Source organism: Microbacterium sp. (assembly GCF_047606385.1).
GTDB lineage: Bacteria > Actinomycetota > Actinomycetes > Actinomycetales > Microbacteriaceae > Microbacterium.
Genome location: NZ_JASGEL010000093.1, coordinates 1 through 14264 on the forward strand (window position 1 = coordinate 1; position 14264 = coordinate 14264).

The following is a 14264-nucleotide window of genomic DNA, read 5'->3' on the forward strand; positions in this document are numbered from 1 at the left end:
GCCCTCGTGTCCCGCCTGTCCCGCCAGCTGGCCGCCGCCCAGGCGCAGGCCGCGCGTTCCGCCGGCGCGGAGGTCGTGCCGCTCGGCCGGCTGGTCGGGCCCATGTTCCTCGAGTCGCCCGCCGAGATGTTCGCGCTCGACCGGTTCCACCCGAGCGCGCTGGGCTACCGCCGCACCGCCGATGCCCTCCTGCCCGCCGTGCTGCGCGCCCTCGCCCCCTGACCGTTCGGGAGCCTTCGCACCCCGCGCGGCGAGACGCCGGGGGCTTGACGCCCTCGTGTCGCCCGGGTTTGGCTGGGCCCATGTCAGAGCCGACACCGACCCGCGCGAGCTGGCTCGCCGTCGACGCCTATCTCACGGACACGCTTGTCGGCCACGATCCGGACCTCGAGCAGGCGGTCGCCGACCAGGATGCCGCGGGCCTGGCATCCATCGAGGTCGCCCCGTTGGGCGGCAAGCTCCTGCATCTGCTGGCGCGGATCGCCGGTGCCCGCCGCGTCCTCGAGATCGGCACGCTCGGCGGCTACTCGACGATCTGGCTCGCCCGGGCGCTGCCATCGGACGGGCTCGTCGTCACGATCGACGCGGACGCCGCTGCCGCCCGCACCGCGCGGCACAGCCTCGAGCGCGCCGGCGTGTCGGACCGGGTGCGGATCGAGATCGGGGTCGCCGCCGACGTCCTGCCCACGCTGGCGGGCGAGGCCCCCTTCGACCTGATCTTCATCGACGCCGACAAGGAGTCCAACACCCTGTACCAGGAGTGGGCGGCCCGGCTGGGGCACCCGGGCACGGTGATCGTCGTCGACAACGTGGCCCGCAGCGGCGCGGTCGCCGACGCGGCCACGACGCATCCGCAGATCCTCGGCGTGCGCGCCGGGCTGGAGATGCTGGGCTCCGACCCCCGGTTCGACGCGACGGCGCTGCAGACGCTCGACCTCAAGGGGTGGGACGGCGTCGCGGTCGCCGTGCTGACCGACGCCGTCGCGGGCTGAGCGACTCGCTCTCCTCGCCGACAGCCGTCGTCACTAGACTCGACGCGGGCACACGAGCCCGAGACCCACCTCCCCAACTCAAGGAGTCCCCAGTGGCACTGATCGAGGCTGTAGGCGCGCGCGAGATCCTGGATTCGCGCGGAAACCCGACCGTCGAGGTGGAGGTGCTGCTCGACGACGGCATCGTCCAGCGCGCGGCCGTCCCCTCCGGCGCGTCGACCGGGGCGTTCGAGGCGTACGAGCTGCGCGACGGCGACAAGAGCCGCTACGGCGGCAAGGGCGTGCTCAAGGCCGTGGACGCCGTCATCGACGAGCTCGGGCCGGCGGTCGAGGGCATCGACGCGAGCGAGCAGCGGGTCATCGACGAGATCCTCATCGCCACCGACGGCACCGACAACAAGTCGCGCACCGGCGCCAACGCCATCCTGGGCGTGAGCCTGGCGGTGGCCAAGGCCGCCGCCGACAGCGCCGACCTGCCGCTGTTCCGTTACATCGGCGGCCCGAACGCCCATGTGCTGCCGGTCCCGCTGTTCAACGTCATCAACGGCGGCGAGCACGCCGACAACGGCATCGACTTCCAGGAGTTCTTCCTCGCGCCCATCGGGGCTGCGACCTACGCGGACTCGCTGCGGTGGGGCACCGAGGTCTACCACGTCCTCAAGGGCGAGCTGAAGGCCGCGGGCTTCGGCACCGGCCTCGGCGACGAGGGCGGCTTCGCCCCCGACCTCCCCAGCAACCGCGAGGGCCTCGACTTCCTGCTGAAGGCGATCGAGAAGGCGGGCTTCACCCCCGGCACCGACATCGCCGTGGGCCTCGACGTGGCAGCGACCGAGTTCTTCCACGACGGCGTCTACACGGTCGAGGGCAAGCCGTGGACGGCCGCGCAGCTCACCGACTACTTCGCCGACCTGGTCGACAACTACCCGATCGTCACGATCGAGGACGCCCTGGCCGAGGACGACTGGGACGCCTGGAGGGCGCTCACCGAGAAGCTCGGCACGAAGGTGCAGCTCGTCGGCGACGACCTGTTCGTCACCAACCCGGCCCGCCTGCAGAAGGGTATCGACCTCGGCGTCGCCAACGCGCTGCTCGTGAAGGTCAACCAGATCGGCACGCTGAGCGAGACGCTGGACGCCGTGAGCCTGGCCACCTCGAACGGCTACCGCTCGATGCTCTCGCACCGCTCCGGCGAGACCGAGGACACGACGATCGCCGACCTGGCGGTGGCCACCAACTGCGGCCAGATCAAGACCGGTGCGCCTGCGCGCAGCGAGCGCGTCGCGAAATACAATCAGCTTCTGCGCATCGAGGAGGAGCTGGGCGAGGCGGCGACCTTCGCCGGCCGCGGCGCCTTCCCCCGGTTCCAGGGCTGACGCCCCGCGCATCCTGATCAGAGCCCGCGGAAGGGGGAGTCGTTGTCCGAGAGAACGGCTCCCCCTTCCCGTTCCCGGCGGCCGGCGCGGACGCCGCGGCGCCGGGTCGACGTGCGCGAGTGGCTCGGCGGCATCCGCCTGTCCGGCTTCATGGTCATCATGCTCGGCCTGGTCGTGCTGGCGGTGCTGGTGCTCGTGCCCACGATCGGCACCTACGTCGACCAGCGGCAGCGCATCGCGGTGCTCGAGCAGTCGGTGTCGGTCACGCAGGACGAGATCGACGAGCTGCAGACCGAGAGCGAGCGCTGGAGCGATCCGGCATACATCATGACCCAGGCCCGCGAACGGCTGTACTACGTGAAGCCGGGCGAGGTCGTGTATCTGGTCGACAACGATCTGGACGCCGCCGACCAGCCGCAGGACGAGACGCCGGTCAGCGACGAGGTGCAGCAGACGCCGACCGATTGGATGTCGCAGCTGGTGAGCTCGGTGGTGGCCGCGGGTGCCGCGCAGACGGCGGTCGGACCCGAGGACTGACCGCGTCGGGCCGGTAGCCTGGCGGGGTGACCACGCCCCCCTTCGCGCCCGTGACCGACGCCGAGCTGGCTGTGCTGCGGGCCCAGCTCGGCCGTCCGGCTCGGGGCGTCGTGGGCGTCGCGGCGCGGTGCGCGTGCGGGAACCCGACCGTCGTCGCGACCGCGCCCCGACTCGCCGACGGCACGCCGTTCCCGACCTTCTACTACCTCACCCACCCGGTCGCGACCGCCGCGATGTCGCGGCTGGAGGCCGAGCACGTGATGCCCGAGCTCGCCGCACAGCTCGACGATCCCGATGTCGCCGCGGCCTACCTCGCCGCCCACCGGTCCTACCTCGCCGACCGTGCCCGCTACGGCGAGGTGCCCGAGATCGCCGGCGTCTCGGCGGGCGGCATGCCGACCCGGGTGAAGTGCCTGCACGCCCTGGCCGGACACGCGCTGGCCGCGGGCCCCGGCGTCAACCCGATCGGGGACGCGGCGCTCGCCCGCGCCGACTGGTCGCCGGCACGGTGCGTCTGCGCCGAGCCCGGCGCGGCGACGGACGGTCCTGGCTCGTGAGCGCCTCGCGCCGTCTCGGGATCGCCGCGGTGATCCTGGTCGCGGCGGTGCTGGCCCCGACGGAGCCCGCCGCCGCCGCGACCGACCTGCAGTCGCAGGAGTACTGGCTCACCGACAACGGCATCACCCAGGCGTGGCGGACGACGAAGGGCGCGGGCGAGCGCATCGCGATCATCGACACCGGCATCGGCACGGCATCGGCCTTCGCCGACGCCGTGGCGGCCGGCACGGATCTCTCCGGCCAGGGAAGCGCCGACGGCCGCACACCGGTGGGCTCGTCGGATCGCGACCACGGCAGCTGGGTCGCCTCGCTCGCCGCGGCGCGCCCGGTGTCCGGGATGATCGGGGTCGCGCCGGAGGCGGAGCTGCTGTCGGTCTCGCTCGGCATCGACAGCGGCAGCCCGGTGCCGTTCGCGACGCAGGTGGCCGACGCCATCCGCTGGTCGGTCGACAACGGCGCGGACGTCATCAACCTGTCGTTCACGACGAACTCCCTGGACTGGGACACCAGCTGGGACGACGCGTTCCTCTACGCGTTCGACCACGACGTCGTGGTCGTGGTCGCGGCGGGCAACCGGGGGAGCGGCACCGACCAGGTCGGCGCGCCGGCGACGATCCCCGGCGTCCTCACGGTCGCGGGTGTCGGCCCGGACGGGCAGGCGAGCGTCGAGGCGTCCACGCAGGGGATCACCATCGGCGTCGCCGCCCCCAGCGAGGAACTGCTCGGGGTGTCCGCCGACGGCACCCTCGTGAGATGGAGCGGCACGAGCGGCGCCGCCCCGATCGTGGCCGGAATCGTCGCCCTCGTGCGGGCCGCGCACCCCGAGCTGGATGCCGCGAACGTGATCAACCGGATCATCCGCACCGCCAACGCCCCCGCCGGGGTGACCGACCTCCCGGACGCGCTCTACGGCTACGGCATCGTGGACGCCGCCGCGGCCGTCTCGGCCGAGGTCGCCACGGTCACGGCCAATCCGATGGGGGACCTGCGCGAGTGGATCCGCGTGCACCGGCGCGCCGCGGTGACCGCGGCCCCCGACCCGGACACGACGGCCGTGGCGGTGCCGGCGCTGCCGGCGGCGGAGCAGCCGTCGACGGCGGTGTCCCCGTTGCTGCCGACGCCGGACACCCTCCTCTACGGCTCGCTGCCGCTGTCGGCGCTCACACTCGCCGCTATACTGATAGCGCTCGGCGTCACCGCTGCTGTCCGACGTGTCCGATCGGCGCGCGCATCCCGCGCAACCGTTGAATCCCAGGAGTCCTCCTCATCGTGACAAGCACCGAGACCACCGTCACCCCCCGTGTCCTCATCGTGGGCGGCGGCTACGCGGGGTTCTACACCGCGTGGAAGCTCGAGAAGCACCTGCGCCGCGGGGAGGCCGACGTCACCGTCGTCGACCCGCTGCCGTACATGGCCTACCTGCCGTTCCTCCCGGAGGTCGCCGCCGGTTCCATCGAGCCCCGTCACGCGGTGGTCTCCACCCGGCGTCATCTCTCGCGCACGAACGTGGTGACCGCGAAGGTCACCAAGATCGACCACGCCAACAAGGTCGCCACGATCACCCCCGAGGGCGGCGAGCCCTACGCCTTCCCGTACGACGAGATCGTCGTCACCGCCGGCTCGGTGTCCCGCACCTTCCCGATCCCCGGCATCGCCGACAACGCGATCGGCATGAAGGCCATCGAGGAAGCCGTCTGGGTGCGCGACAAGCTGCTCTCGAACTTCGACAAGGCCGCCGCGCTCCCGCCCGGTCCGGCGCGGGAGCGGCTGCTGACCGTGGTCGTCGTCGGCGGAGGCTTCGCCGGCATCGAGACCTTCGCCGAGCTGCGCAACTTCGCCTCCTCGCTGCTGGCGAAGTACCCGCAGCTGAGCTTCGACGAGACCCACTTCCACCTCGTGGAGGCGATGGGCCGCATCATGCCCGAGGTGTCGCTGAAGACGAGCGAGTGGGTGCTGAAGGACCTCGCGAAGCGCGGCGCGTTCGTGCACCTCGACACGCAGGTGACCGGCGCCGTCGACGGCAACGTCGAGCTCTCGACCGGCGAGGTCATCCCCACCGACATCATCGTGTGGACGGCCGGCGTGATGGCCAACCCGCAGGTGGTCAAGGGCAGCGACCTGCCCAGCGAGGAGCGCGGCCGCATCCGGGCGAAGGCGACCCTCCAGGTCGTCGACGCCGAGGGCAGCGTCGTCGAGGGCGCCTGGACGGCGGGCGACGTCGCCGCGGTGCCGGATCTCAGCGGCGGCGGGGTGGGGGGCTTCTGCGTGCCCAACGCGCAGCACGCCGTGCGACAGGCCAAGCGCCTCGCCAAGAACATCACCGCCGTGATCCGCGGCGAGCTGCCGCGAGACTACGTGCACAAGAACCTCGGCGCGGTCGCGGGGCTCGGCCTCTACAACGGCGTCTTCCAGTCGGGCAAGCTCGCGCTCAAGGGCTTCGTCGCCTGGGTCGCCCACCGCGGCTATCACGGACTGGCGATGCCGTCGTGGGAGCGCAAGTGGCGGGTGCTGTGGGGCTGGTGGAACAACTTCTGGCTCGGCCGCGACATCGTCGGCATCGAGGCGCTGCAGACGCCGCGCTCGTTCTTCGACGAGTTCGCCTCGCGTCCGCGGTGACGTCCGGCCGCGGCTAGGGTGGCGGTGCGCCCCCGTAGCCCAATGGCAGAGGCAGGCGACTTAAAATCGCTTCAGTGTGGGTTCGAGTCCCACCGGGGGTACGGAAAATCTCCTGAACATCCGCATCATTCCGCGTAATCGGGAGGTATAGAACATGGGCCACCTCATCCCAGTCGGGTAGCCGTTCGCCACTTATTCGCCGGATATTGCTCCGATCGGTGCTGGCGCGGAGACACCCCCACAGATGGCGCCAGTCGGCCCGACTAGTGCGGCGGTTGGTGCCACCGCAGGCGTGTTCGGTACGGAACACATAGGTATGGCTATGGTCGCACCCACACCTACGCCAAACAGGCTCCGGCAGACCACGGGGGAAGACCGGGTCTCCGAAAGGAGCGGCCCGTGATCGCGTTCAACCCCACCCGCGCCGCCAGCATCCTGGCCGATCACGGCGGCAGGCTCGCCAGAGCGACGACCGTGACGATCCGCCGCACCCGGGTCCACGTGCCCGCACGGCTGGCCTGCTCCGCACGCCGCGTCATGCTGCACCTGCCGACAGCGTGGCCCTGGGAGAACGCGTTCACAAGGCTGTTCGCGATCACACACGCACCACCACCAGCCGCGACCAGCTGACCAACGCCGCGAAACGGCACGACCAAGGATCCAGTGGACGACCGGGATGCGACGCCCGGGTCTCAGCCCTGCCCGCTGCACCTCAAAACGGCCCGATCACGGGGACCCCGTGCACCCCAGACTCATCGGTGAATCGAGGCTAAGCCGGCAGCAGTCCCAAGCCTTGCACGTCAGCCGCGGCGGCGATACTGTCAGGTTGCTCCCGTCCGGAAGGACGCAATGCTTTGGCGGATCGAGGAACAGATGATTCCGGAAGGCCCTCTCACCCCGGCACAGCGTGAGCTGTTGTTACAGGAGATCGCGGCATCTGCCCGGCTCCCAGCGGGTACGCGCCCGGACTCGTTGTTCGTTGGGTCGCTGGCGGGGTCAGAGACAGAAGATCGCCCGGCGGTGCCAGTGTGGCAATTTCCAGCCTATGCCGAGTCGGTCGGCATCCCACTCGAAACGCTCGCCACCGTCCGATTCCCAATCATCTCCTTTGGCGGCGGCGGGACAATTGTAACTTCTCTAAGCGAACTAGTGAGTGAAGTTCCAGGACGCGGGCTGCCCACTTATCGCGTGTCCATTTTGGACGGCGTTCGCCTCTACTCGTTGATGCACGAATTCGGCGCGCTCGAGTGGGATGCCAATAACCTCGCACATATCGAACTAATTCCCGCGAACAGATACCGGCAGCAGGTGTTCATGAACTGGCGGGCCACACTGCAGAGAACGTCCCAATAGGCTTTGCTGACAATCCCATACAAAATCGGATCTCCTAGGATTTAAGGAGGTGAAATGTTAAAAGGCAACTGGAAAAAGCTGACCGCCATCCTCGTGGCGACGTTGATCATCACATTCGGATCGCTGGGACTTGCCGCTCCGGCGAATGCCGCCACGAGCGTCTCGACCGTTCCGAGCGTCACGGCAGCCCAGGCTCCAGAGTCACTACAGCAGTCCGTCGTCCGTCCCGCCGATATTGATTGGGGCAATGTCTGGCGAGTTTTAGGTTCCGAGGTGGAATGCCAGTTCTGGGCGAATGTCTACGAGGTCGCGTATTTCCCGGCACTCACGGGGTGCTATTATTACAACGGTTCCTGGGTGCTGGTTGTAATTCTGATTCGATAACGCTTTATGTGAAACGAGCCGCGGATGCATGCGACGAGTACGTCGCGAGTATTCGCGGTTCGTTTCATTCCGGAGCTGCGAAGAGGTAAGACGTGCTTGAAGTCGAAAACTTGTCGAAGACTATAGGTTCGAAGCGAGTTGTTGATTCGATCAGTTTTGAAGTGCGTCCAGGTGAAATTATCGGACTCCTAGGCCCGAATGGTGCAGGCAAGACAACGACGATTCGAATGATTCTCGGATTATCTTCGGTGGATTCAGGTGCGGCGCTGATTGACGGCGAGACCTACGCATCCTTGTCTGCTCCAATCCGTAAAGTTGGCGCCTCGCTAGAGTTCACCACCCTTCCAAGTGGGTTTAACGCTCGACGCTACCTTAAGCGAATGGCCATTACTCACGGAATCAAAAGCTCACGCGTAGAAGAAGTTCTTTCTTGGAGTGGCTTGACCGCCGCTGGCAACAAGGCAATTGGAACATATTCGCTTGGAATGCGGCAGCGGTTGAAAATGGCCGCAGCTCTTTTGGGAGATCCTCGGCTGCTGGTGCTGGATGAACCGCTGAATGGATTGGATCCTGAGGGGATTTCGTGGATGAGGGGATTTCTGAGCTACTTTGTCAGTAGCGGGCGAGGGGTTTTGATATCGAGTCATAGTGTCAGCGAAATAGCCGACTTGGCCGATCGTCTGATTATTATGGGGCTGGGAAAAGTTGTTGCTCATGATTCCGTGCAGTCGATCCTAGACAAGCATGGTGTTGTGGCGGCTCGCGTCCAGACAACGCGTTCAAGCGATTTGGCTGCCGCACTGCGGTCGTCTCAGGTCTACTATCACTTTCTCAGCGCCGATACCCTAAGCATCTTTGCCGGCATTGACCAGGTTCGAAGGATTGCGGAACGATTCAATGTCCCCCTGAGTGCTGGCGTAGAGGTGCCCGGAAGTCTTGAGGACGTGTACTTCCGTCTCACCAATGCTGCGAGTGAGTATTCGTCGAGCCACGAGTTAGGGACGCTCTAAGTGGATACGTGTTGGCGACAGAAGGATTGGTGAACGACGGAGTGTTCGGAAGAACCGCATTTCCAGGGGTGACGTTCTGGCGGGCGCTGGGTTCAGAGATGTACGCCTTCTGGGTTCTGCGATCGGTTGTTTGGTGCGTCGTGGCGCTGGTTGTGTTTCAGGTGGGGCTCTGCGCGCTCACAGCATCCACCATCAATGACATTCCCCTCACGCTGCGGAACGGCAGCGATTTGAGCGCATCACCCAACAATGGCGCCATGTTCATCGTTTCGAGTGCGAACTCGGATGGCTTCTTGGCGGCGATCATCGGATCTATGTACGCGGGGCACGAATACCGGGGACATCAAATTGGGGAATCTCTATTGCGCATTCCAAATCGAGCGTTGCTTCTTATTTCGAAATCGATTTCCCTGTTTATAGCGGTGTTTTTGGCTGCACTGTTGGCTTTCGGGCTTTCGGTCATCCCCGCGGCCTTCGCACTTTCCAGTTCCTCACAGAGCGGCGGCGATCTGGGGTTCGATATCATTTACGCAATTCTGGGAGCGGCGCTGTTCCTGGCACTTATTTCTTTATTTTCTTTCGGAATTGCCTTTTTTACTAGATCACTTGTTTGGGGAATTGTATGCTCGCTAGGCGTTCTTCTCCTGGTTCCTATTGTTCTACTTGCCATTGGAACGGATTGGGCTCGTGCTGTTTTTCGGTTCCTCCCTAGTGCAGGTGTCGGTATTTTCGAGTCCTCTACTGATGGTCCGATTCTTTCAATGATTGTCTTGATCGTGTGGGTTGGTCTCTCCCTCACTGGCGCATTCTGCGTCTTGCGCTGGCACGACGTATAGGGGTTCATCGCATTTGAGGGTGTAGGTGGGGTCTGAAGCCGCCGGTCTCCAGCGGCGACCGTGCGATGTAGTTCGTCAGGTTCCGAAAGCCCAGGGCCCGAGCCGCGGAGGTGCTCGAGTCAGCCGGTGATGGCCTCGGTCGGGCCGTTGCTGGTGCCGGGTCTGTCGAAGAACGCGAGGATGTCGGCGGTGCGCTGCTTCAGGGTGCGGCCGAGGCGACGCAGTTCGACGAGCAGGGTCGGGACGCTGCTGGAGAGCGAGTCGATGACCTGCTGCATGACGAACTTCCCGAGCTTGCAGTCGGGTTCCCGGTAAGCGGTGATCATCCGCTGTTAGATGCGCCAGGTCGCCTCGACTTCGGCGTTCTGCTCGTTCGCGAAGAGCTCCTCCAGGCGGTGCTGGTGTTCGGTGAGCAGGCTGGCGCCGGTGTGGAGGGTGCAGCGGGCCTTGTAGAGCGGGTCGTTCTTCCGCCCGCGCCGCCCGAACGTGTCGCGCTGGATCCGGCGGCGGCACTCGTCGAGCGCGTCGTCGGCCAGCCTCACGACGTGGAACGGGTCCATCACCGTCACCGCGTCGGGCAGTTCGTCCGTAGCAGCGGTCTTGAACCCGGTGAACCCGTCGATCGCGACGACCTCGACCCCGTCGCGCCAGTGCTGCGGGCGGGCGGCGAGACAGGACTTGAACACGGCCTTCGAGCATGTGCAGCAGCCTGGACGGTCCCGTCTTCTCGCGCACCGGGGTGAGGTCGATGATCACGGTCACGTAGTGGTCGCCGTGGCGGGTGTGACGCCAGACATGCTCGTCGACGCCGATCACCCGGACCCCATCGAACCGGCCACGCTCGTCGATGAGCACTCGACGTCCTTCGGCGAGGACCGCATCGTTCGCCGTGTGCCAGGACACCCCGAGACCTGCGGCGAGACGCGACGCGGTGAGGTGGTCGAGCACGATGCCTTCCAGCGCCCACCGCATCCCTCGACGAGACAGCTTCGCCCGCTCAGGTGCCGCAGCAGCGAGGTCTTCACGCCAGGATCTCCCGCACCGGCGCACGTGTATCGGCGGACACGGACCAGCAACGTCGTGGGGCGGTGCCCGAACGGCTCATGCGCGAGCCGCCGCGTGTCCGTCCCGCGCGAGAGCGCCTGACTACCACAGCCCCGGCACCACGGATCCGGCTCGGCGACGCGGCACTCGATCACCGCCCGGTCCGGGCCGATCGACTGTCCCGTCGCAACGAGCCCGAGCTCGTCGAGACGGCAGAACACGGTCAGATCAGGGGTCGCGAAGGTAGCGTGGAGCACGTCGAGGTCTTCCGGAAGGTCGAGGTCTTCCGGAAGATGGTCAGTGTAGGAACTCCCATCATCCGAAGACCTCGACCCTCAACCAGCGACCGACGCGCTCAGCCAGCTGCCCGCTCATCACGTGACGATGATGGACGACGATGGTCACGTTATCTACTGGAAGACTTCCGGTGTCGTCGACAACCAGGTGGAGACGCCTGGCGGGCTGAGCGTGAACTGGGACCCGGTCGAGGGGTCTCGGGTCGTGATCTCCGGCGGCACGGTGAAGGACAACAGGGTCTCCGACTACAACGGCGACTGGGAGACGGTCATCACTCGCGCGAAGCTTCTGCCGCCCGCTGATATTGTCGACGGCTGGGCGGAGCGGCCCCCGGGCTCGATGAGGCCAGCTGAGCCGGCGCCGAACGACGACGTGGTCCGCTATGGCGTTTGCCACATATTCGCCACTTAATGCGCTCGTTTGCCTGTTTGCCACTGGCTCTAACCGCGGCCGATTGCCGGCCAAGTCAGTATTATCAGGAGTAAGCGGACGGATCAGGCGCACGACGTGCAATCGCTTCAGTGTGGGTTCGAGTCCCATCGGGGGTACGGCATCCGGTGTCGTGCCGTCGGTCACGGTTCTGAGGAGATTCCGGATGCCGAGGTGCGTCAGGCGCACGATCCTCCTCAGAAGCGAGGATCTCCTCGGAAGCGTGGACGCGTGAGGACGGTGATCGGGATCCGCACGCGCGCGTAGGCTGGCGCCGTGACCCTCGATCTGCTCGCGCCGCGGGGCGCCGCCGAGCCATGGCGCGAGCCGTGGGCCTACTGGGGGGCGATGACACACGCCACGGCGACCGTGCCGGCACCCGTCGCGGCGCTGAACGTCGACGCCCTGCGGTACAACGCGCTGGACATGCTCGTGCGCGCCGGGGGAGTGCCGATCCGGGTGGCGAGCAAGTCGATCCGGGTGCGGGAGGTGCTCGACGCGCTGCTGCGGATGCCGGGCTTCGCCGGCATCCTGGCCTTCACCCTGCCCGAGGCGCTGTGGCTCGCCGGCTCCGGCGACGATCTGCACCGCGACGTCGTGCTCGGCTACCCCACGGCCGACCGGGTCGCGCTGGGCCGGCTGGTCGCCGACGACGCGGCCGCCGCACGCATCACCCTCATGGTCGACGACCCCGCCCAGCTCGATCTGGTCGACGCCGTGGCCGCACCGGGCACGCGCCCGGTGATCCGCGTCGCGATCGATGCGGACGCCTCCTGGCGCAACGCCGCGCTCGGGCACGTGGGCGTGCGCCGCTCGCCCCTGCACGAGGTCGCGGACGTGACCCGGTTCGCCCGCCACATCGCCGGCCGTCCCGGGTTCCGTCTGGTGGGTCTCATGATGTACGAGGCGCAGATCGCGGGGCAGCCGGATGCCGCCGGCCCCGGCGACCCCGTCATCCGCTGGATGCAGCGCCGTTCCGCCGACGAGCTGCGGGAGCGGCGCGGCGCCATCGCGACGGCGCTGCGCGACGTCGCGCCGCTCGAGTTCGTCAACGGCGGCGGCACGGGCTCGCTCGAGGTGACCGCCGCGGACGAGGCGGTCACCGAGGTCACCGCCGGCAGCGGGCTGCTCGCCGGGCACCTGTTCTCCCGCTACCGCGCGTTCGATCCGGCGCCCGCCGCGGCCTTCGCCCTCGATGTCGTGCGCAAGCCGCTGCCCGACGTCGCCACCGTCCTCGGCGGCGGCTGGGTCGCCTCCGGGCCCCCGGTGGCCTCGCGCCAGCCCGAGCCGGTGTGGCCGACCGGGTTGCGCACGCTGGGCCGGGAAGGCGCGGGAGAGGTGCAGACGCCGTTGCAGGGGCCGAACGCGCGCTCGCTGCGCGCGGGCGACCGCGTCTGGTTCCGTCACGCCAAGAGCGGCGAGCTCGCCGAGCGCGTCGACCGTTACGCCGTCGTCTCGGGCGACGACGTCGTGGCCGAATACCCGACCTATCGCGGCGAGGGGAGGGCGTTCCTGTGACCAGACCGGGCGGCACGTGGCGCAACTGGGGGCGCACGGCGCGCGTGCATCCGATGCACGTGGAGTTCCCCGCCTCCGTGGGCGCGGTGCAGCGCGCCGTGCGATCCGCCGCGTTACGGGGCCTGCGCATCAAGGCGGTCGGCGCCGGTCACAGCTTCAGCGGCATCGCGGTGGCGCCCGACATCCTGCTCGACCTGCGCGACCTGCAGGGGATCGCGGACCTCGACCGCGATCGGCGGCGCGTGACGCTGCGGGCGGGCACTCCGCTGCATCGGATCCCGCGGCTGCTCGCGCCGTACGGCTGGGCGATGACCAACCTGGGCGACATCGACCGGCAGACCGTCGCCGGTGCGGTCTCGACCGGCACGCACGGCACCGGGGCCGCCTTCGGCGGGATCTCCACGCAGGTCGTCGGCGTCACGCTGGTCACGGCCGACGGCGAGCTGATGCGCGTCGACGACGCCGAGAACGCGGAGCTGCTGCCCGCCGTCGCGCTCGGCCTCGGCGCGCTCGGCATCCTGGTCGAGGTGACGCTGCAGGTCGTGCCGGCCTTCCTCCTGCACGCGGCCGAACGGCGAGAGCCCCTCGACACGGTGCGCGCCGACATCGACCAGCGGATGCGCGCGACCGATCACGTCGAGTTCTACTGGTTCCCACGCACCGATGTCGCGCTGACCAAGCAGAACACGCGGCGCCAGGAGAGCGCGCCGCGGCATCCCTTGCCCGCGGCGAAGAAGTGGGTGGAGGAGACGCTGCTGTCCACCTATGCGTATCGGGCGCTGTGCGCGGCCGCCACCGTCGTGCCGCCGCTGTCGACGCCGCTGGCCCGGCTCGGCGCCCGGACGATCGGCGAGCGGGAGTACACCGACCGCTCGACCCGTGTGTTCACGCAGAACCGCGACGTCCGCTTCCGCGAGATGGAGTACGCGATCCCGGCAGCGCACCTCGGCCCCGCGTTCGACGCGCTGCGCGAGATGATCGACCGGGAGCGCTGGGCGGTCTCGTTCCCGATCGAGGTGCGCGTCGCTGCCGCGGACGACCGCTGGCTCTCCACCGCGTACGAGCGCGACAGCGCCTACATCGCCGTCCACCGGTACTGGCGCGAGGACCCGACCGCGTACTTCCGTGCCGTCGAGGACCTCCTCCTCACCGGTTTCGACGGACGCCCGCACTGGGGCAAGATGCACACGCTGGACGCCGGGACGCTGCGTGCGCGCTATCCCCGTTTCGACGACTTCCTCGCCCTGCGCGATCGGCTCGACCCCGACCGTCGTTTCGCCAACGCCTACCTGGTCCGCGTGCTCGGCGAGTGATCAG

The 14264-nt window shown here is 67.9% G+C and carries 12 protein-coding genes, 1 tRNA gene and 3 pseudogenes; 15 read left to right on the forward strand and 1 reads right to left on the reverse strand.

The window, feature by feature from the left end; all coding sequences use genetic code 11:
- The 12 genes and pseudogenes from QM626_RS08975 to QM626_RS09030 all read left to right on the forward strand — a co-directional run.
- Positions 1 to 222 (forward strand): annotated as a pseudogene (locus QM626_RS08975) (SGNH/GDSL hydrolase family protein); the annotation flags it as partial.
- An 80-nt stretch (positions 223 to 302) separates the two neighbouring features.
- Positions 303 to 992: an O-methyltransferase gene (locus QM626_RS08980; protein WP_415076166.1), complete on the forward strand. Its 690-nt coding sequence runs from the start codon at positions 303 to 305 to the stop codon at positions 990 to 992.
- A 92-nt stretch (positions 993 to 1084) separates the two neighbouring features.
- Complete coding sequence (gene eno / locus QM626_RS08985; protein WP_415076168.1) at positions 1085 to 2365, forward strand: phosphopyruvate hydratase; 1281 nt, start codon at positions 1085 to 1087, stop codon at positions 2363 to 2365.
- Positions 2366 to 2407: 42 nt separating this feature from the next.
- Positions 2408 to 2902: an FtsB family cell division protein gene (locus QM626_RS08990; RefSeq protein ID WP_415076170.1), complete on the forward strand. Its 495-nt coding sequence runs from the start codon at positions 2408 to 2410 to the stop codon at positions 2900 to 2902.
- A gap of 26 nt (positions 2903 to 2928) precedes the next feature.
- On the forward strand, positions 2929 to 3459 hold the full coding sequence (locus tag QM626_RS08995; RefSeq protein WP_415076172.1) for a DUF501 domain-containing protein: 531 nt from the start codon (positions 2929 to 2931) through the stop codon (positions 3457 to 3459).
- Positions 3456 to 4733 carry a S8 family serine peptidase gene (locus QM626_RS09000; protein ID WP_415076174.1) on the forward strand — a complete coding sequence of 426 codons (1278 nt, stop codon included), beginning with the start codon at positions 3456 to 3458 and terminating at the stop codon, positions 4731 to 4733. The genes QM626_RS08995 and QM626_RS09000 overlap by 4 nt, the downstream gene beginning before the upstream one ends.
- The gene (locus tag QM626_RS09005) at positions 4730 to 6076 is read left to right on the forward strand and encodes an NAD(P)/FAD-dependent oxidoreductase (RefSeq protein WP_415076176.1); all 1347 of its coding nucleotides are present in this window, start codon (positions 4730 to 4732) and stop codon (positions 6074 to 6076) included. Before QM626_RS09000 ends, QM626_RS09005 begins: the two co-directional genes overlap by 4 nt.
- A 28-nt stretch (positions 6077 to 6104) precedes the next feature.
- Positions 6105 to 6177: transfer RNA gene (locus QM626_RS09010), tRNA-Leu, on the forward strand.
- A 298-nt stretch (positions 6178 to 6475) separates the two neighbouring features.
- Positions 6476 to 6706: pseudogene (locus QM626_RS09015) on the forward strand (IS1380 family transposase); the annotation flags it as partial.
- Positions 6707 to 7483: 777 nt separating this feature from the next.
- Positions 7484 to 7813, forward strand: coding sequence for a hypothetical protein (locus QM626_RS09020; protein ID WP_415076178.1), 330 nt, complete (start codon positions 7484 to 7486; stop codon positions 7811 to 7813).
- Between the two features lie 92 nt (positions 7814 to 7905).
- A complete protein-coding gene (locus QM626_RS09025; protein ID WP_415076180.1) occupies positions 7906 to 8823 on the forward strand; it encodes an ABC transporter ATP-binding protein in 918 nt (305 codons plus the stop codon).
- A 29-nt stretch (positions 8824 to 8852) separates the two neighbouring features.
- Positions 8853 to 9659, forward strand: a complete 807-nt coding sequence (locus QM626_RS09030; RefSeq protein WP_415076182.1) for a hypothetical protein — start codon at positions 8853 to 8855, stop codon at positions 9657 to 9659.
- Between the two features lie 4 nt (positions 9660 to 9663).
- Here QM626_RS09030 and QM626_RS09035 read toward each other — a convergent pair.
- Positions 9664 to 10960: pseudogene (locus QM626_RS09035) on the reverse strand (ISL3 family transposase).
- A 121-nt stretch (positions 10961 to 11081) separates the two neighbouring features.
- On the opposite strand from QM626_RS09035, the gene QM626_RS09040 reads away from it, so the two are divergent.
- From QM626_RS09040 to QM626_RS09050, 3 genes are all read left to right on the forward strand, one after another.
- A complete protein-coding gene (locus tag QM626_RS09040) occupies positions 11082 to 11411 on the forward strand; it encodes a hypothetical protein (RefSeq protein ID WP_415076184.1) in 330 nt (109 codons plus the stop codon).
- A gap of 294 nt (positions 11412 to 11705) precedes the next feature.
- The gene (locus QM626_RS09045; protein WP_415076186.1) at positions 11706 to 12947 is read left to right on the forward strand and encodes an amino acid deaminase/aldolase; all 1242 of its coding nucleotides are present in this window, start codon (positions 11706 to 11708) and stop codon (positions 12945 to 12947) included.
- Positions 12944 to 14260 (forward strand): D-arabinono-1,4-lactone oxidase, encoded by a 1317-nt coding sequence (locus QM626_RS09050; RefSeq protein WP_415076188.1) that lies wholly within the window; start codon positions 12944 to 12946, stop codon positions 14258 to 14260. Before QM626_RS09045 ends, QM626_RS09050 begins: the two co-directional genes overlap by 4 nt.
- Positions 14261 to 14264: the final 4 nt, after the last annotated feature.